This is a genomic window from Paeniglutamicibacter sp. NPDC091659 (assembly GCF_044756805.1).
Lineage (GTDB): Bacteria > Actinomycetota > Actinomycetes > Actinomycetales > Micrococcaceae > Paeniglutamicibacter.
Genome location: NZ_JBIVTO010000007.1, coordinates 213,865 through 233,335 on the forward strand (window position 1 = coordinate 213,865; position 19,471 = coordinate 233,335).

Annotated in this window: 14 protein-coding genes; all 14 read left to right on the top strand. The window is 60.6% G+C overall.

The features are described 5' to 3' along the window. Nucleotides 1-50: 50 nt before the first annotated feature. Nucleotides 51-2,153 (top strand): LuxR C-terminal-related transcriptional regulator, encoded by a 2,103-nt coding sequence (locus ACIQLF_RS14445; protein ID WP_400299655.1) that lies wholly within the window; start codon nt 51-53, stop codon nt 2,151-2,153. Beyond that, complete coding sequence (locus ACIQLF_RS14450) at nt 2,150-4,792, top strand: LuxR C-terminal-related transcriptional regulator (RefSeq protein WP_400299657.1); 2,643 nt, start codon at nt 2,150-2,152, stop codon at nt 4,790-4,792. The genes ACIQLF_RS14445 and ACIQLF_RS14450 overlap by 4 nt, the downstream gene beginning before the upstream one ends. A gap of 715 nt (nt 4,793-5,507) precedes the next feature. Beyond that, complete coding sequence (locus tag ACIQLF_RS14455) at nt 5,508-6,992, top strand: sugar transferase (RefSeq protein ID WP_400299660.1); 1,485 nt, start codon at nt 5,508-5,510, stop codon at nt 6,990-6,992. Continuing rightward, nucleotides 6,992-8,074: a Gfo/Idh/MocA family protein gene (locus ACIQLF_RS14460; protein ID WP_400299663.1), complete on the top strand. Its 1,083-nt coding sequence runs from the start codon at nt 6,992-6,994 to the stop codon at nt 8,072-8,074. The genes ACIQLF_RS14455 and ACIQLF_RS14460 overlap by 1 nt, the downstream gene beginning before the upstream one ends. Nucleotides 8,075-8,107: 33 nt before the next feature. Further along, nucleotides 8,108-9,157: an NAD-dependent epimerase/dehydratase family protein gene (locus tag ACIQLF_RS14465; protein WP_400299665.1), complete on the top strand. Its 1,050-nt coding sequence runs from the start codon at nt 8,108-8,110 to the stop codon at nt 9,155-9,157. Continuing rightward, complete coding sequence (locus tag ACIQLF_RS14470) at nt 9,154-10,320, top strand: DegT/DnrJ/EryC1/StrS family aminotransferase (protein ID WP_400299668.1); 1,167 nt, start codon at nt 9,154-9,156, stop codon at nt 10,318-10,320. The genes ACIQLF_RS14465 and ACIQLF_RS14470 overlap by 4 nt, the downstream gene beginning before the upstream one ends. A gap of 5 nt (nt 10,321-10,325) precedes the next feature. Continuing rightward, the gene (locus ACIQLF_RS14475; RefSeq protein ID WP_400299671.1) at nt 10,326-11,075 is read left to right on the top strand and encodes a NeuD/PglB/VioB family sugar acetyltransferase; all 750 of its coding nucleotides are present in this window, start codon (nt 10,326-10,328) and stop codon (nt 11,073-11,075) included. Further along, complete coding sequence (locus tag ACIQLF_RS14480) at nt 11,050-12,255, top strand: glycosyltransferase family 4 protein (RefSeq protein WP_400299674.1); 1,206 nt, start codon at nt 11,050-11,052, stop codon at nt 12,253-12,255. The genes ACIQLF_RS14475 and ACIQLF_RS14480 overlap by 26 nt, the downstream gene beginning before the upstream one ends. Continuing rightward, complete coding sequence (locus ACIQLF_RS14485; RefSeq protein ID WP_400299677.1) at nt 12,252-13,382, top strand: DegT/DnrJ/EryC1/StrS family aminotransferase; 1,131 nt, start codon at nt 12,252-12,254, stop codon at nt 13,380-13,382. Before ACIQLF_RS14480 ends, ACIQLF_RS14485 begins: the two co-directional genes overlap by 4 nt. Then, nucleotides 13,379-14,854 (top strand): lipopolysaccharide biosynthesis protein, encoded by a 1,476-nt coding sequence (locus ACIQLF_RS14490; RefSeq protein ID WP_400299679.1) that lies wholly within the window; start codon nt 13,379-13,381, stop codon nt 14,852-14,854. Before ACIQLF_RS14485 ends, ACIQLF_RS14490 begins: the two co-directional genes overlap by 4 nt. Next, nucleotides 14,851-16,122: a glycosyltransferase gene (locus tag ACIQLF_RS14495; protein ID WP_400299681.1), complete on the top strand. Its 1,272-nt coding sequence runs from the start codon at nt 14,851-14,853 to the stop codon at nt 16,120-16,122. The genes ACIQLF_RS14490 and ACIQLF_RS14495 overlap by 4 nt, the downstream gene beginning before the upstream one ends. Continuing rightward, complete coding sequence (locus ACIQLF_RS14500; protein ID WP_400299683.1) at nt 16,119-17,258, top strand: glycosyltransferase; 1,140 nt, start codon at nt 16,119-16,121, stop codon at nt 17,256-17,258. The genes ACIQLF_RS14495 and ACIQLF_RS14500 overlap by 4 nt, the downstream gene beginning before the upstream one ends. Next, on the top strand, nt 17,255-18,574 hold the full coding sequence (locus ACIQLF_RS14505) for a hypothetical protein (RefSeq protein WP_400299685.1): 1,320 nt from the start codon (nt 17,255-17,257) through the stop codon (nt 18,572-18,574). Before ACIQLF_RS14500 ends, ACIQLF_RS14505 begins: the two co-directional genes overlap by 4 nt. After that, nucleotides 18,571-19,443, top strand: coding sequence for a glycosyltransferase (locus ACIQLF_RS14510; protein ID WP_400299687.1), 873 nt, complete (start codon nt 18,571-18,573; stop codon nt 19,441-19,443). Before ACIQLF_RS14505 ends, ACIQLF_RS14510 begins: the two co-directional genes overlap by 4 nt. The last annotated feature ends 28 nt before the right edge of the window (nt 19,444-19,471 follow it).

Here is a 19,471-nt window from a genome sequence, read left to right on the forward strand (position 1 = left end):
TCTGGGGGCGGTCTTTCGCTGATTTATCCGGCTTTGGGGAACGGGTGACGATGACTGAATACAATGCTTGGCGTCCTAATTTTGAGGGTAAGGCCAATGCAAATGGGGAAAAGAACGTTGAAAAATCCTTGGGGGGAAAACCACGTGAATTCTATCTTGGCGAACTGAAAGCTGTACTCCACGATGACTCCGCAACGGCGCTGGTCATGCTCGGTGAACACGGCGACGATAGGGTCGCCCTGCTGACACTGGCGCAGGGAGAGCTGTCCGAAACCAACGAGCTCATCTACGTCGTCGGAACGGCCTATGCGCAAAGATTGGACTACGGGGCACTTGCATTCCTGCTCACTGATATCGGACCAGACGATTCGGTTGGTCCTGCCGATGTAGTTCGCTCCATTTCGAAGACTGCGCGTCGGACCGGTGGCCGGCCCATTGTCGTGGTCCAGTATCCACAACTCCTGGATGCAAGATCACGCGCCGTTCTATCGCAAATGGCCTACAGCCGCAGTATTCTGTTGGTCGTCTTGGCAGCTCATGCGGAATTCCTTCCCGCCGAGTTCGTTCCACTCTGCGATGGCCCGGGGTACCACGAAGTAAACATTGATCCGTTTACTTTTAGTGAGGTGCATCAGGCGCTCATCGATGAGTTTGGTGCTGTTCCAGCACCGGTGGTTACGGCAGAAATGTGGCGCCGGAGTCAAGGAAACCCCGGGTGGCTGGAGGCTCTTGCGCACGACGCCATGGCCAGCGGAAAACTTGCGATTCATGATGGGCACTTGGTCGCGGTGCATGGGGCGTGGCCGCACGGAGCCAGAGTCGAGTCAATGGCCCTCTCTCAATTGTCCATCCTGAGCGACTCGGAGCGCCGGCTGATTCAACGGCTTGCCACTTCAAGGTCGATGACCATTTCGCCGTTGAAGGAAAGCGAGCTTGCCGACGTCGACCATCTGATTGGGTGGGGCTTCGTAGAGCGCATTGGCAGTAACAGGGAGGCCATCAGGCTCAGTTCAAAACTTCTTGAAGACGTGCTCAGAAGTGAAATGCATTTGGACCCATCGAACCAAGACTCGAGTGCCGGATCCGACGAAGGAAACTTTTTCGCTTTCATCTGCGATCAATCCACCGGGCATCGAGGCTTGGACAGCAGCGAGAACCCTCGTGCATTCGACTTGTGCCAGTTGCTCGATGGCTTGCGGATGAGTCTCTTGGACGGAGAGCTGGAAGACGCAGAGCAGGCCATCCACCGGATACTCCCGGAGTACCTTGAAGAACTTCCCGCGGAACTTTTCGAGGCCGTCGCCGTGGCGCAGGCTATCCTGCACGTCATCTCCGACCGGTTTCACCAGGCCCAGCCGGTTCTCGACTCGTTGTTCGCCCAGTTGGAAGGCTCCGAGGCAACATACGATTTGTGGCTCATACGATCTATGCGGAACTTTGTCCAAGACATCGACGATCCGTCACGGCATACCCCATTGCCTTTCACCGAACAATGGGATTCGGCACGATGGTGGTTTACCGAATTGCTTGCCTCACCGGAGACCACTACGGGGCACAACCTGCGAATCACCGACGATAGCCAGAAGAATGTCAGCCAGCGAGAAGCTCTCGAATTGCTTGTCGGACTGCGGCATGGATACCAGCTCCACAATCGCCTTTCGGATCGGAATGTCGATTGTGCATCTTCAAGAGCGGGAACCGCATTGGCACTCATGGCTTCCGGTTCAGCACGAGATCTTGAATCCGAGCTGCTGGCCGGGCTGGAAGCTATGATTGACGCTGGTTTGGTTGTTTTTGCCTTGCCACGTGCCAATTGCGCACTGGAAAAGCTCTCGCCGTCAGGTCAATCGTTGGTGGCGAGCTGGGTGAATCGCCGTCGTAAGAACATCGTGTCGCGGCCGAAGGCCACGCGCGAAGAAATTCTGGACGGCGAATGTCCGCTTCTCGAAGTCCTGACCCGGCGCGAGAAATTTGTGGCCACGGCAGCTGCACAAGGCCTCAACAACCAACAAATCGCCAAGGACGCCGGTGTTTCGATTCGTACGGTCGAAGGCCATCTCTACCAGATCTATTCCAAGTTGGCGATTGGCGGACGAAGGGAGCTGAGCTCAATGGTTGCTTCGCTGGAAACTGGCAGTAGCGTCAAAGTATGAGCGCCCTTGGACACGTCGTAACCGACCGAGCCGGTCACGATGCACGTTCCGAACTCATCAAATTGATGAGTGAACAAACATCGAACGGAGCCGTGATATCCGGCCCGATTGGCAGCGCGAAGACTGCGCTGCTGGCCGAGGTTCTCGGTGGGGAAACCGCGGGAGCGGTTCATCTGCTCTGTTCGCCGGTTTTGGGCGAAAACGTGTTCGGAGCACTTTCGCCGTTGCTAATCGACTTTGAGGCACAACTGTCCGAAATCAGTGTTTTGCGGTATCTCACCCGTCGCTTCGCATGCGCTGGAAGCGGATCCAAGCCACTTGTCGTGGTCGAAGACGCACATTTCCTGGACGTTGCAAGCGCCTTTGTCCTGTCGCAATTGGCTTTGGCCGGAAGCATCAGGTTGGTCCTGCTGGCCGTCGGACAGGGTCATACCGAACCCGTGGTTGCCAGCACGGAACTTGGTGCGCGCCTGGGGCGAGTGTCGCTTACCGCATTGTCTCTGCATGAGGTGGAAGAGTATACGCGGCGCTTCCTTGGAGGGCCGACGACAAGCGCAAGCACACATTCTATCGCTGTTGCGTGCGCCGGAAACCCCATGCTCATAAGCGCCTTCCTGCGTTCTGCTCGCGAGCAAGGGATACTTGTTGAATCCAAGGGATGGTACATCCTTACCCAGTCGCATGTAGACAATGACGTGCATTTGTCCACAGCGGTATCAGAGATCCAAAAGCGCTTGAATGTTGCAGATGCAAAGGCACTCGAGGTGCTGGCGCTAGGAGGGGCCGAAGACGTTTCGGTCCTGGAGGAAGTCTCTGGTGCGGACATTGGGCGGTTGCTGGGTACCGGACTGGTGAATTACATGGCCGAATCCAGGGTCGAAATCGCGGCACCGTTGTACGCACAGATACTTCGCGACCTCGTACCTCCTGGCCGAAGTGCACAACTTTGGGGACACGTATCGAAGCTGACATCGACCTACGGCAGTCTGCCCCATTCCTTGCTCTGGGCCTGTGAAAGCGGAGACAGCGTCCCAACCGAACGTTTCATTGATGCCATCGCCAAGGCAAATGACAGCCTGGACTTTCTCAATGCCTGGAGGCTGTGCCAGCTCACCGGCGCGCTTGAAACCAATTCGGTCATCGCATTGCACGGTGCCAAAGCGATGATGGGGCTGAAACGCCTGCAAGCAGTTGCTGGGATAGTTGAACGGGCTCTGAACCAGTGCGACGATCTCAGCCTCCTGAGAGAATTCAAGACGCTGAGGGCAACTGCCCTGTGGCATGGCGGGGACTCCGACGATGAGATTGGGGCGTTGCTACAAGACTGGAAGGTCCGCACCGAACTCATTCAATTCAACGACGTCTCGGCCGACATGGCTGAGGTCGCGCTCAACAGGCGTGCGATCGATGTGCTGGAACTTTGGATCGATCTGGCAGCCCGGAAAGACCTGCGGACCATTTTGGCCCAGGCGCAGCACTATGAGGCGGGAAGCGAACATGGAAGCCTTGAGTATCTACTTTGTCGAGATATCAGCAGTGGAATAATGATGGCGCTCGGGCATTTCGTGGAAGCCGCCGATATTGCGCTGGAATCGCTCAAGGCCATACCGTCAGGTTCGGCTAATGAATACATTGCCGGGTACCAGGTTGTTTCCACCGCATTGCGCGCACTTTTTGCCGTAGGAGACTATGCAAAATTGCGGGCATTGGCTGTTTCACTTGAACCGGAGTCACCCGAACTACATCTGATTTGGAGTGGCACGCTGCATTTTTGGGCGGCATTCGCCTCGGTTCAGGAAGGGCGCTGGCAACTTGCCAGCAAACTTTTGGACGAGGCACGGGCGGAGCTTGCCATACACGACCCAGATCGGTACTTTGTTCTCGCGGAGGCCTTGTACGAATATGAAGCATCCGCGTTCGGCCGCGATCCCGCATGCGATGATGGCGGAATTCGAGACAACCCAACGAATCGCGGATACAGGGGCATGGAGAACTCCGATGCGACGTTGCTTGCTGCAGCGTACCGGAGTCTTTCACGAGCCCCCGAGAACACCGGCAATCTGCGGAAACTCATCGAAAGAGCCCATGCCGAAGAACGCTTCCATACTGAACAGCAGCTTCTGGTCCTGCTGTGGAAATCGGCAGCTGGACCATCGAAAAACATCGAGGGAATGGCAAGACTCCAAGAGCTTTGCGCAGCCGGTGTAGGGCGGCGAAACGGTGCATTGGCCGCTGCAGTCTCGATGACCGCCTTAACAGACACAACGGTGTTGGTGAATGCCGCAGACGAGCTCTTTTCCAGCGGCGAAACCGGCCTGGGAACTGAACTTCTTGCCGTTTCCCTGCATCATCTGGAAGGGACGAAGAACGAACGCCAGCGCGGTATTGTGCTGCGCAAGCTGGATTCCTGGATCAAGGAGCTGGGCGGAAAAGCGTGGGGCACCCTGACGGCGGCCATGCACGAAAGGGTCTTGACGAACCGAGAGAAAGAGATCATTTCCCTGGTTCGCCAAGGCCTGAGCAACAAGGAGATCGCACAGGTACTGGTGGTCTCCCAACGAACGGTTGAAGGCCACCTCTACAGGGTTTTCGCCAAACTCGGGATCAGCGGACGCGAGGAACTCGACGGCCAGCTGTAGACGAGAGAATCCCTCCTGACGCGATTTCTTCGAGTAGCGTGGATCCGATTTCACGTAAAGGATGGCGAAGAATTAGGTAGCTGCTACGCGTGAGCATTGTTCGTTGCATTGTCTAATGTTTGAAGTACCCCAGAAGGCCCCTTTTGGTCGATGGCGTGAATCCCGTGCACATGATTCACGATTCCCATGCAGGGATCATCTGGCGGCAAGTGTATCCAATAGACGGGTTCACTTGAACACAAAGGACTGGAGCCGGCGGCTGGCGATCCTCTTAACGAGCGATCGACCCCCCAGCAGCCGCCGGCTCCTTCCGGGTTCGCGTATATGGCGTATTCATACACCCCGCCACCGACCGAGACTCCCCTGGGATACTCGCTCCAACGATCGCAACCCAACGGTCGGATCGTTTCCCGACAAAACGCCACCGAATTTCCCTCACAAAGCCGAGGCAATGTCCTCGCGGCCACTTTGAGCCACAGTACCCGGATAGACGAGTGCTTGTGGTCGACTACCTATGTAGGCGCGGTGGCGAATCGAGTATGTGGTTACGCGTGTACCCCACTTTCGGCAGAACTAGGCTCGCAACAGGTCGGCATGGGAAGCCGACGGCAGGTAAGCAACACTACTTGGGGATTTGGGGAACGATGATTACTGCATTGCGTTCGCATGCACCGGTCGTTTTTTCAGGACCGGGTTATTGCGAAAGTTTCAGCAAATGACCGACATCAATGATTCATTCGATGCAACGTCACGATGGTGGCCAGTGCGGCGCAACTCGCAAGCCCGCACAGCCAAGACCACCGTTCATGCTCCTGCCAGGGAGTGGCGTCGCAGGTTTACCTGGAAGTTGGCCGCCACGGACTTGTCGATCATTGTGGTCGTTTGTTCCGCCGGCGCACTTGCGTTGCCGGGCAGGACACCGGAGACCATGATTAAAGTCGTCGACGTGGCGATTTTCTGGATGATCCTGTTGGCGCTGTACCGCACGCGCTCGCCGCAGCGCATCGGTGCAGGTGCCATGGAATACAAGCGAGTCGTAGATGCCACCGTTGTCACGGCCGGCTGGACCGCCATGGCGCTAGTGCTCACCGGCTCACTGGACGCGCGATGGATGTTCGTCGTTGTCTTTCCCGTGGGACTGGCCGCGCTGCTGTCGGCACGATGGCTGTGGCGCCGTTGGCTGACCCGACAGAGCTCGGTATCGGGACATTTCCTTTCGCGGGTGGTGGTGGTTGGCCGCAGTTCCGACATCCACTACGTAACCGAGCGGTTGTCCCAACATTCAGGTGCCGCATACAAGGTCGTGGGCGCCGTTTATGACGAAGACGTCGTTCCAGGACACGGCGCCCCGTATCCACAGCGGGCAGGGCTACAGACCCTGGAGAACGTTGTTGCCAGCACCGGTGCCGATGCAGTCATCGTTGCCGGCAGCCTGCGCGATGGAAGCGAAGCCGTCAAGAACCTGGGCTGGCGCCTGGAGGAATCCCGGACGCAAATCATCCTGGTCTCGAGCCTGACCAACGTTGCCGGACCCCGTATCAGGATGCGGCCCGTCGAGGGTCTGCCCCTGATGCACGTGGACCTTCCAAACTTTGACGGGGGACACCACGTGGTCAAGCGCATGATGGACATCCTCCTATCGACTGTGGCGCTGCTTGTGTTGCTCCCCGTGTTTGCCGCCCTGGCGATCATCGTCAAGAAAGACAGCCCCGGACCGGTCTTCTTTGCGCAGCAGCGCGTCGGCCGCAGCGGAGAGCCCTTCAAGATGTACAAGTTCCGCTCCATGGTGGTTGACGCCGAAGCACGGCTCGAAGCCCTGAAGGACCAAAACGAGGGCCACGGGCACCTGTTCAAGCTCAAGAACGATCCCCGCGTCACCCATGTCGGCCGGTGGATGCGAAAGTACTCGCTGGACGAACTTCCCCAGCTGCTCAACGTGCTGAAGGGCGACATGTCCTTGGTGGGCCCGCGCCCTCCGCTGGCAAGCGAAGTCGCCCAGTACGAGAGGGAAACGGTGCGCCGTCTGTACATCAAGCCCGGTGTCACCGGGCTCTGGCAGACCCGTGGACGCAATGACCTGCCCATGGACGAGAGCATCCGCCTGGACCTGTACTACGTCGAGAACTGGTCCGTCACAGGGGACATCATGATCATGTGGCGGACCGTGAAGGTAATGATCAAACCGGAAGGTGCATACTGATGCCGAACCAAACCCAACCGCTCAAGGTTGCAGTGATCGGTGCCGGCTATTGGGGACCGAACCTGGCAAGGAACTTCTCGACGTCTTCGCTTTGGGATCTCGTTGCCATCTGCGATCTCGACACCGAACGTGCCGAGGCATTGGCCGCGAAGGTCGGTCGCCCGGCAGTCGTCTCCAGCGTCTCGCAACTGCTGGCGGACTTCGATATCGACGCGGTGGCCATCGCCACCCCCGCCCGCACGCACCATCCGATCGCCATGCAGGCCATGGCGGCGGGCAAGCACGTGCTCGTGGAAAAGCCCTTGGCCGATCGTGGCAGCGCCGGACGGGAACTGGTGGAAACGGCGGAGGACCTCGGACTGGTGCTCATGGCCGACCACACCTATTGCTACACACCGGCGGTCCTGAAGATCCGTGATTTGATCGCGTCCGGGGATCTGGGCGAAATCCTCTACATCGATTCTGTCCGAATCAACCTGGGACTGGTTCAACCCGACGTCGATGTGTTCTGGGACCTTGCGCCGCACGACCTTTCGATCCTGGATTTCATCCTTCCCGACGGGTTGCGGCCGCTGACGGTCACCGCCCAGTCCGCGGATCCGCTGGGTGCCGGAAAAGCCTGTGTCGGATACCTTTCGATGCCGCTTCCCGGAGGGGCGTTGGCTCACATCCATGTGAATTGGCTCAGTCCCACCAAGATCCGAAGCATGGTCATCGGCGGTTCCAAACGGACCCTGGTGTGGGACGACTTGAACCCGCAGCAGCGACTGAGCGTCTATGACCGCGGCGTGGACCTGAGGGGCCAGGAACTCATCAACGGGGACAGCAGCGACCGGCGCAATGCCTCGGTGTCGTACCGGCTGGGAGACACCTGGTCGCCGGCGCTGGAGGAATTCGAGCCGCTGGCACGCATGGTTTCCCAATTCCACGCCAGCATCCAGGACGATGTGGCTTCCCCGACCGACGGCCGGGCCGCCATGCGTGTGCTTTCGGTCCTGGAGGCCACCAGCAGGAGCCTGGAAAAGGGAGGCCGCCGCGCACGCGTCTTGGGGGACGAAATGCGTTTGGAAGTAGCGAAGTAACACAGGCACGTACAAACAAAACTTGGGGGCATCATGCAGGAAAACACTTACGGCGGGCGGGGCAGCATCCCGACCGCGCTTGCCGGCGGGCACTACCTGGTGACAGGCGGGGCCGGAACCATCGGCTCGGAAATCGTCGACCAACTCCTCGATGCGGGAGCCGCGCATGTACAGGTGCTGGACAACCTGGTCCGCGGGCGGCGCGCCAACCTTGCCAACGCGTTGGACAGCGGCCGGTGCACCCTGATCGAGGGCGACCTGGCAGACCGCAGGCTGGTGGCCGAACTCGTCCGGGGAAAGGACGTGGTCTTCCACCAGGCCGCCATACGAATCACCCAATGCGCCGAGGAACCGCGTCTGGCCTTGGAGGTCCTGGTCGACGGGACGTTCAACGTGCTGGAGGCGGCTGCCGCGGCGGGGATACCCAAGGTGGTCGCGGCCTCCAGCGCCTCGGTCTACGGACAGGCCGAGGCATTTCCGACGGACGAGTCGCACCACCCGTACAACAACGACACGTTCTACGGGGCCGCCAAGACCTTCAACGAGGGCATGCTTCGTTCGTTCCGGGCCATGTACGGCATGAACTATGTGGCGCTGCGGTACTTCAACGTGTACGGGCCGCGCATGGACGTCCACGGTGCCTACACCGAGGTGTTGGTGCGCTGGATGGAACGGATCGCCGATGGGCTGCCGCCGCTGATTTTCGGCGACGGGTCCCAGACCATGGACTTCGTCTTCACCGAGGACATCGCCCGCGCCAACCTGCTGGCCGCGGCCGGCCCCGTCACCGAGGGCACCTACAACATCGCCAGCGGCACCGAGACCAGCCTTCTTGACCTGGCGCAGGCCCTGCTCAGGGTGATGGGTTCGGAGCTCGACGTCGAACACGGGCCGGAACGTGCGGTCAACGGCGTGTCGCGCAGGCTGGCGGACACCACGGCGGCGCAATGCGACCTCGGGTTCGCTGCGCGGGTCGGCTTGGAGGAAGGCTTGAAAAAGCTGGTCACCTGGTGGGAACCGCTGCGTGACGAGGTGGCCGCCGGCCGCCTGCTGGCCGCCAAGAGCGGGGCAGGTTCCCGATGAGCACCAGTCCAGTGTCGATCCCGAAGACAGCACTCGACCGCATCAACGTCATGAATCCCTGGCTGGGCGCGGACGAATCACGCGCACTGGCCGAGGTCATCGCCTCCGGCTGGGTGGCGCAGGGCCCGAAGACGGCTGCCTTCGAGGCCGCCTTTGCCGCACACCAAAAGGTCGATCATGCCGTCGCCACCTCCAGCTGCACGACGGCGCTGCACCTCGCGCTGATCGTGGCGGGGGTCAAGCCCGGGGACGACGTGATCGTCCCGTCCTTCTCGTTCATCGCCACCGCGAACGCGCCCACGTATGTGGGGGCCCGCCCGGTCTTTGCCGACGTCGACGAGGCCACAGGCAACGTCACGGCGGAAACGCTGGACCGCGCGCTCACGGTGGCCACGAGCGCCGTCATCGTCGTCGACCAGGGCGGCATGCCGGTCGACTTGTCTCCCATCCGCCGGTGGTGCGACCTGCACGGCCTGCTGCTCATCGAGGATGCGGCATGTGCGGCCGGCTCGACGTACCGGGGAGAACCCGTGGGGCGCGGTGCCGATGTCAGCGTCTGGTCCTTCCACCCGCGCAAGGTGCTCACCACCGGCGAGGGCGGGATGCTCACCACCAACAACGAACAGTGGGCGCGGCGCGCGCGGACCCTGCGCGAACATGCCATGGGCGTCTCCGCGGCGGACCGCCACTCGGCGCTCGTGGCGCCGGCGGAAAGCTACGCCGAGGTCGGCTACAACTTCCGCATGACCGACCTGCAGGCGGCCATGGGCCTGGTGCAGTTGGGCAAGCTCGATGAAATGGTCGACCGGCGCCGCCTGCTCGCGGAGAAGTACCGCACGGCGCTCGCCGGGATTCCGGGGCTGCGCCTGGTCGCGGACCCGGAGCACGGTACCTCGAACTTCCAGTCCTGCTGGATCGAGGTCCTGCCCGACTATCCGCTGGGCCGCGAGGCACTGCTGGAGCACCTGGGCAACATGGGTATTTCGGCCAGGCGGGGCATCATGGCTGCCCACCGGCAACCCGCATACGCGCATGTCGCGGCCGGCAGTCTGCCCGTTACCGAACGGCTGACCGACTCGACGCTGATCCTGCCGCTCTACCACCTGCTCAGCGACCACGACCAACGACGCGTGATCCACGCGTTGGCGAACCCGCGGGGCTGAAGGGCATGGCACGGGTGCTGCTGCTCGCCGCCGGGGGACTGGCGCGCGAGGCCGCATCGTCGATCCTCGCCACCGGCGACCACCAGGTCGCGGGCATGCTCGACGACTCGGCAAGCCTGTGGGGCGGAAAGGTCGCCGGGGTGCCGGTGCTCGGCGGGATCGAGCTGGCCGCGCAGCGCAGCGAAATGCTCCTGGTGTGCGCGGGCCCGGGGAGGGCCCGGGAACGAATCGTCCGGCGTTTGGCGGCACTCGGGGTGGGACCCGGGCGCTATGCCACGCATGTCAGCGGCACCGCCGACATCGGCAGCAATGCCTCGGTGGGGCCGGGCAGCATCATCCTGTCCGGCTGCGTCCTGACCTGCGACGTGTCGGTCGGAAAACACGCGGTGCTGATGCCGCGGGTGGTCCTGACGCATGACAACGCGGTGGGGGACTACGCAACGCTGGCTGCCGGTGTCGTTCTTGGGGGCAACACCGTCATCGGTCCGACCGCCTACGTGGGGATGAACGCCAGCGTCCGCCAGGGCCTCAGCGTGGGGGAAGGCGCCACGCTGGGCATGGGTGCGGTGCTGCTCGTGAACCAACCGGCCAACAGCGTGTGGGCGGGGAACCCCGCCCGCGCGCTGGAACACGCCTCGTCGGATCAAACTTCACCGAAACAATCACAGTCCGATCATTCAAGCATGGCCGCACAACGTGCAGCCGGAAGCTCTTGGGGGAACGATCACGATGAAGATACTAGTTTGTCCGCATGACATGAACCTCGGCGGTTCCCAGCTCAACGCGATCGAGCTGGCGGACAAGGTCAGGGCCCTGGGGCACGAGGTCGTGATCCATGCCCCGGAAGGGGTGCTGACGGACAAGGTCCGGTCCCTGGGGATTCCGTACGTGTCCTCGCCCGTTCCGGCGAACCACAAGGAGTGGCGCAAGTCCCTGGGGCGGCTGCTCGAGGACACGGACATCGACCTCATCCACACCTACGAGTGGGAATCCACGCTGGATGCGAGTTTCTCCCCGAGCGTGCGCGGCAGGATCCCGCTCCTCGCCTCGGTCATGTCGATGCAGGTCCCGGAGTTCCTGCCGCGGCACCTGCCCCTCACCGTCGGCACCCCGGCACTGGCCGCGGAACTTGCCTGGCAGCACCGCACGGCGTTCCTGCTGGAGCCGCCGGTGGACATGGAACTGAACAAGGCGACCGATCCGGCCGCGGCGCGTGCGGGCCTGGGCCTCGGGGACGACCGGATCGTCATCTCGATCGCCACGAAGCTGGGCACCGAGCTGGAAAAGCTGCAGGGAGTCCTGAGCGCCATTGCCCTGGTCGACAGGATGGCTGATTCTCATCCGCTGCACCTGCTCATTGCCGGGGGCGGGCCGGGCCTGTCCCAGGTCCGGGAACGCGCCCGGGCGGTCAACGAGCGACACCAAGGAACCGTGGTGGAAGTGCTGGGGTACCTGAACGACCCGCGGCCGGCCTACGAGGCCGCGGACATCGTGCTGGGCATGGGCGCCTCCGCGATCAAGGCCATGGCGTTTTCCAAGGCACTGGTTGTCCAGGGCGAAGCAGGATTCTGGAAGACCCTCGATGAAGGCAACGCCGAGGGATTCCTGCAACGCGGCTGGTTCGGCTACAAGGGACAAGGAATCGCGGACCTGGAACGCGAGCTGGAAACCCTCGTCGCGCAACCGGAACTCCGGGAGCGGCTCGGTGCCTTTGGCCGGACGCTGGTTGAGAAGCGCTACAGCCTGGATCGAAGTGCTAAGGAACTGGTGGCGATCTACCTCGACCTGCTGGCGCATCGCGGCACCGATACCCTCACGGCCCGCGCGGCTTCCTTGCTGCGGTCAGCGGTCGAGGTGTCGAGATTCCGCACCGTGATGAAAAGCGGTGCACTGACCGAACGTGAAAAATGGAGCCACAGCGGGGTAGAGCTATGAACATCGACATCACCACACGCAACGTCCCGCTCGTCGACCTGGGCGCCCAACAAGCCGAGATCGACGAGGAGGTCAGGGCGGGTCTGGCGGAAGTCTTCGCCAGCACCTCCTTCATCGGCGGGCGGCAGGTCGCTGAGTTCGAGCGCTCCTACGCGGCATTCCTGGGGGCACGTCATTGCATCGGGGCCAGCAACGGCACCGACGCGCTTGAGCTGGCACTGCGGGGCGCCGGAATCGGCACCGGCGACGAGGTCATCCTGCCAGCCAACACCTTCATCGCCACCGCGGAGGCGGTCTGCCGGGTCGGGGCCGTACCCGTGCTGGTGGATGTGGATCCCGAATACCTGCTGATCGACCCTGACGCGGTTGCCGTAGCCGTCACCGGGCGCACCCGGGCCATCATGCCGGTGCATCTCTACGGCCAAAGCGCCTTCATCGAGCAACTCGAACCGCTGGCGGCGGCTCACGGGCTGGCCATCATCGAAGATGCGGCACAGTCCCAGGGGGCAACACGCCACGGCAGGGCGGCCGGAACCATCGGCATCGCGGCGGGAACCAGCTTCTACCCGGGCAAGAACCTTGGTGCTGCAGGTGACGCGGGCGGTGTCATCACCAACGATGATGCGCTCGCCGAACGCGTGCGGGTGCTCGGTGCCCATGGCAGTGCCATCAAGTACGAGCACGACGTGGTGGGGTTCAACGCCCGCATGGACACCGTCCAGGCAGTGGTCCTCAACGCCAAGCTGAAGCGGCTTGCGGGCTGGAACGACCAGCGGCGGGCGGCAGCCAGCAGGTACGGCGAACTGCTTGCGGATGTCGCCGGGGTGCTCGTTCCACGCAGCGCACCCGGCAACGAGGATGTGTGGCACCTGTACGTCATCCGCGTTGCCGAACGCGACCGGGTGCTGAAGTCGCTGAACGAGGCGGGAATCGGCGCGGGCATCCATTACCCGTATCCGCTGCACCTGACTAAAGCCTTTGCGCACCTGGGCTACGGACCGGGTTCCTTCCCCGTGGCCGAACTTGCGGCCACGCAGATCCTTTCGCTGCCGCTCTACCCGCACATTGCCGCCGATGCGCAGCAATACGTGGTCGACGAGCTGGCCAAGGCATTGAGCCAGGAATGACGACCACCAACGAGCGCCGGAAATCGAGATCCGATTCCGGCGCCTCAAGCGCCTTTGGCTGGAGCCTGCTCAATACCGTCGCCTCGCGATTCGCGACGCTGGGGATCGGGATCGTACTGGCACGCGTCCTGGGCCCGGACCAGTTCGGTACCTTTGCCGTCGCACTGGTGGCGCTGATGGCCGTGTTGAGTTTCAACGAACTGGGCGTCAGCCTGGCGATCGTCCGATGGCTCGGCGATCCTGCCCAAATCGCCCCCACCGTCAATACCATTTCGCTGGTGTCCAGTGCGATCGTTTGCGTGCTGGCTTGGGTCGGGGCGCCGACGTTCACCGCGCTCATGGGAAATCCGCAGGCGACGGACGTGGTGCGTCTGCTGATTCTCAGCGTCCTGATCAACGGCGCGGTGGCCAGCCCCGCGGCGCTCCTGCAACGGGATTTCCGCGAGCGTACGAGAATGGGGATCGACCAGGTCAACGTATGGGTGGGAGCACTGGTGTCGTTGGCGCTGGCACTGACAGGCATGGGCGCCATGGCACTTGCCATCGGCCGGCTGGCGGGAAGCACGCTCTCGGGGCTCCTCTTCATCAAGGCATCTCCGCTGCCGTACCGGTTTGGGTGGTCCCGGGAACACTCCCTTCCCCTCATGAAGTTCGGACTTCCCCTGGCGGGAACAAGCATCATTGTGTTCGCGGTCGGATATGCGGACCAGCTGACGGCAGGCGCCATCTTGGGAGCGACTGTCCTTGGGTTCTATGTGCTCGCTTTCAATCTCTCCAGCTGGCCGGTAAGCATCGTGTCGCAGCCGTTGAGGCGCGTCGCCCCGGCTGCGTTCGCGGCCGTCCAGGACGACCCGCATCGAATGCGGCAATCCGTACTGGCACTCTTTGGAGTAGTGGGAGCCGCGACGGTTCCGGCATTCTTCGCGATCGCCAGTGCGGCACGGCCGCTGGTCCGGCTGGTCTACGGGGAGATCTGGCTGCCGGCAGCCGTTGCCCTGTCGTGGCTTGTCATTGCGGCACTCTGCAGGGTCTTCAGCGAACTCACCTATGACTACATCGTCGTGTTGGGGCGCACCGGCGTGGTGTTCCTGATCCAGGTTTGCAGCTTGGTCGTCTTGATTCCGGCACTCGCGCTGGGTGCCCGTATCGGTGGGCTGGCGGGGATCGCGATGGCACAAACGGCGGTCAGTGCCTTGGTGGTGCTGCCGCTGTACCTATGGCAGCTGCGTCGTATCGGAGTCGGCATCGTGGCGGTGCTCAGCCGTCTGAGCCTCCCGTTTGTGGCAGGCATCGTTTCGGGTGGTTTTGCATGGATGATGGCCAACTCGCTGCAGAATCCCTGGATTTCTTTGCCTGCCGCCGGAATCATGGCCCTTGGCCTAACCGCATTGTTGTTGTACTTGCGACGGGAAGACCTTCGGTCACTGAAATCCATCGGCGAACTTGGCAAAGATGCGGAGACTGCGTCATGAAAATACTGGTGTGTCCACACGACATGAACATGGGCGGCAGCCAGCTCAACGCCATTGAACTTGCCGCCGAGGTGAAAAAGCTCGGTCACGACGTCGTGATTTTTGGCCAACCGGGTTCGTTGACCCAGCGAGTGGCCGACTTGGGGCTGGAATTCATTCAATCGCCCCGAGTGCGGTTCCGCCCGACTCCCGCAGTGACACGTACATTGCGGGAGATCATCGAGGAGCGCGGCATTGACATAGTCCATGGGTACGAATGGCCACCCGCCTTGGAAGCCACACTGGCAGTCGGAATCAAGCGGCGAGCCCGAGCGGTCTCCACCGTACTTTCAATGTCGGTGGCCCCGTTCATCCCAAAGCATGTTCCGCTCATGGTTGGAACCGAGCAGATTGCATCCATGGAGAGAGACAACAACAGGGCGATGGTGGGCCTCATGGAACCGCCCGTGGACACTGAGCTGAATTCGCCAGGAATTGACGTTGGAACCGATTCGTTTGCTGTGCAATGGGGCATTGATCCAGCGTTGCCGGTCATTTCGATCATTTCCAGGTTGGCCCACGAAATGAAGCTTGAGGGGATTCTCGCCGCGATCTCCGTCATAGAGCGTCGCAACCTGGCACAGCCGGTTCAGTTGCTCATTGCCGGAGACGGCCCCGCCCGTCAGGAAGTACATGAGGCAGCGGAAGCGGCCAACCGCAGAATGGGCGCGAAACGGGTTATTCTCACGGGCCAGCTGGATGATCCGCGTCCTGCCTATCTAATTGCCGACGTGGTGTTGGGCATGGGTGGATCGGCCTTGCGCGCGATGGCATTTCAAAAACCGTTGATCGTGCAGGGTGAAAACGGATTCTGGCAGACATTGAGCGCGGAATCCCTGCACACCTTTTTGTGGCAAGGCTGGTACGGCGTCGGCGTCGGCATCGGTGCCAAGCCGGGGGAAGAGCGGTTGTTTGAAGAACTCTCGGGGCTGCTGAACGACAGGGAACGGCGTCTTGAGCTCGGAAAGTTCTCTCGGGTGACGTTGGTTGCGAGGTTTTCGCTGCAAGCCGCTGCCGAACGACAAGTCCAGTTCTACCGCGAAGCCTTGACCCAGGAAACGACCGTCACGGGTTACATGCGTTCGATGGGCAGCTCATTGCTCGCATTTGTCGCATACAACCTCCGGCGGTTGGCGGAACGCGCCCGTGGAAGGTTGCGGCGTGATGATTTCAACGCATCGCCAGTTGTCAGTCTCAACACCACAAGCGAATCCGAGGTGGCGTCTTGAACACCGTTAATTCAGAGGTAATCGTCATGATTGCCGGGAGCCGTTGGGAAGACACCCGGGGCACCGACCACCGGCTGGCCGAAGCGTTGGCCAAAAGAAGTCGTGTCCTGTGGGTTGATCCGCCCGTTCCGATTGTGGGGCCCGCATCCGAAGGCAAACCATCGATGTTTCCCGGATACGCCATCGATGGACTTCGACCGGATCTTTTGTGCCTCAGAGTGCTGGTTCCCCCGGGATTCACCAGGGCGTTCATTCGATCCGTGGCAACTCGGCTCCAGGCCCGTGCAATTCGCCTGGCGCTCGCCGAGCTGAACGCCGAATCGATTGCGAAGATCGTGCTCTCACCTCGCGAACGATTCCCTCATTCGGTATCGGGGAAGAATATCTTGCACGTGACGGACGATTGGGTAGCCGGCGCGGAACTCATGGGACTATCACGGGCGGCGGTACAAAGCACCCTCGCAAGGAACCTCGCTGACGCGGATGTGGTTTGTGCAGTCTCGCCCTATCTCGCCGACAGGGTTGAACAACAGAGCCAAAAACGGGTTGTGGTTCTCCCCAACGGATGCGCGGCGCATCTTCCGCAAACGTCGGAGAAAGAAGTTGTTCGTCGTCCTGTCGCTGGCCTTATTGGTCAGCTGAATGAGCGTATCGACATGGACTACCTCGAAGCCTTGGCAGACAGCGGGATACCGGTGGAAGTCATCGGACCTCGGCGCGATCGAAGCGCCGAAACAAGTGCGCGGCTTGACCGCTTCCTGGAATCGGAAAATGTTCTCTGGCGAGGGGAAATGCCAGAGTCCTTGTTGTGGGCGGAAATTGAAGAATTTGCGGTTGGGTTGACGCCCTATGCGGACAACGAATTCAATAGGGCAAGTTTTCCCATCAAGACCTTGGATTACCTATCTGCGGGCGTACCCGTGATTGCCACTGATTTACCCGCCGTGCGGTGGCTGAACAGTGAATGGATCAAGGTGGTCCAGTCTCCCGAAGAATTTGTGAGCAGCGTCCGAACGGCTATTGGCGATGGTGACCAGAACACCGACGCACAACAACGTCGAAACTTTGCGAGCCACCATACTTGGGATGCCCGCGCGCGTAGGCTCCTGGATCTGATTGCGGGGAACGACTCATGAACAATCTTGGCCGGATGACGAAAAGAGCACGGCGCGGTCGGGCACGTTCCGGCATCGCACTCGCGTTTGTTTTCTCCCTCCTGCTTACCTCGTGTACCGCTTCGGTCACCAAGGGTTCCCTGGAGACGGAGGAACAAGAGATTGGCGCCCTCGGGCTGCCACTTGTTCCGTGGGAGGGAGGTCCGGCCTATTGGAAGCAATTCGCCAAGGCGAAGGCCGGTGGATGGTCCGACCCGTCTTTCTTTCCGATCGTTGCTTGGTACAACGGCGTTTCCGACGAGAAGGAGGTCAAATTCGACAAGGCACTGGGGATCAACACCTACATCGGCATGGCCGACACGCTCGACGCATCCCTGCTGGATGACGCGGGAGTCTTTTGGATTGGAAGGGCGCTGAACAAGACTTTCACTCCAAAAACCAAGAGTTGGGTGGGCTACATTCTTGATGATGAGGTGGACGGTCGATTCGAACCTGTCGAAGGGCGCGAGCACCTCAAGGCAATCAAGGCGAAAGTGCCCGCCGGTCTCTTCTCCTACGCGAACTTTACATACATGGTGAATGAGAGCGATTTGCCCAAGGACGCATCCGAAAAGTATGTCAATGATTTCACGGACGCGGTGTCCGTCGATAAATACTGGTACACCATCCCACACTGCTCCAACGAGCCATACCGCGATGTATCGCTGTCGCCTGTCAGCCGCGAATCATGCCGTAGCTCTTCGAGCTACGGAAAGACCATGGATTCGCTGAGGCTTCGCGACGCCGCCGACGGGAAACTTCAACCGCTTTGGCAGTTCATCGAAAACATGGGGGGAGCGGACGCCGAGGCTGGCTTCTCCGCCTATATCCGGCCGGATCAAGTCCGCGGAGCGGTCATGAACTCCATCATTCACGAGGCACGAGGGATCCTGTATTTCAACCAAAGTCTTGCAGGCCCGTGCCAGGCGGGCAACGTGTTTCGACTTGATCAAGTTCAACCCAATTTCTGCGGCTCGGCCCAAGTGGCTGCCATTCGGAACGTGAACAAGCAGATTCATGAACTAGCGCCGGTGATCAATACGCAAAGTCTCCGGTTTAACTTTGGTGAGGGTCTGGACACCATGCTGAAGGTCAGTAATGGTTACGCATACGTCTTCTCTATGATCGCTGCAGACAGCCAGCCTGGCCAAAGGAAACTAGCGCTTCCGGAGCAGATCGCCGGGCGGGAGGTTGAGGTTCTCTTTGAATCCAGAAACCTGAATGTCGACTCGTCGGGAAGCTTCTCTGATGATTTCAATCAAGAATCCGTCTATCACATCTACAAGGTGAAACTATGAAACCCAGCATTGACCATGTCATCCTGACACGTTTCAACCTCCCTACCGCCGGAGTGGAGAGCCTGGTGCGGGCCCAAGAAGGGTGGTTGCGGGATAGGCAAGTCTTGTTCGAGAAGTACTGCCTTCCTAGCGTTAAGCTCCAGACACGCCAAGACTTCTCATGGATCGTCTACTTTGACACGCAATCTCCGGGGTGGCTTAAGAACCGCATATCGGAGTTGAGTGCTTCGGGTGATTTCTTCGTGTTTTACCGAGACGCGGTATCGCCAGAGGAGCTCATTGAAGATATCCGAAGCACCGGGGCCGGTGAATCGGATGTTCTGCTCACAACCAATCTCGACAATGACGATGGGGTTGCCCTCGATTTTGTTGAACGGCTTCAAGATTCCGTTGTCGACGGCACCCGGACCGCTCGCTATTTTCCTGCCGGGTTGATTCAACAAGGCGACAGGCTCTACCTGCGCCATGATCCAGATAATGCATTTTGTTCGGTCAGCGAAACCTGGCAAGAACCAAAGACATGCTGGACGGACTGGCATAACCTGCTGGGAAATCACATGCCAGTAGCCGAACTCGATGGTGGGCCAGGTTGGCTTCAAGTGATCCATTCAGGAAACGTCAGCAACCGTGTTCGTGGCAGGAGGGTGCCGGCGAGTAATTATCGGACGGATTTTGTTGGCGGGCTCAAGGAAATCGCCGAACCGAAAAAGCTGGAAATGCTCGGCGAAATGTACGTTCAGGCGCCCCTCCGTTGGCTTCGGGAGTCGGTTCGAGAAACTGCCAAGAAACTCGTTCTCCACGTCGGGGGCAAAAAAACCTTGGAACAAGTCAAGGTTTCCGTCTCAACGCTCGGCAGCTTTAGGAAGTGAATAGCAAAAAGCAGTGCATCTGCAAAGC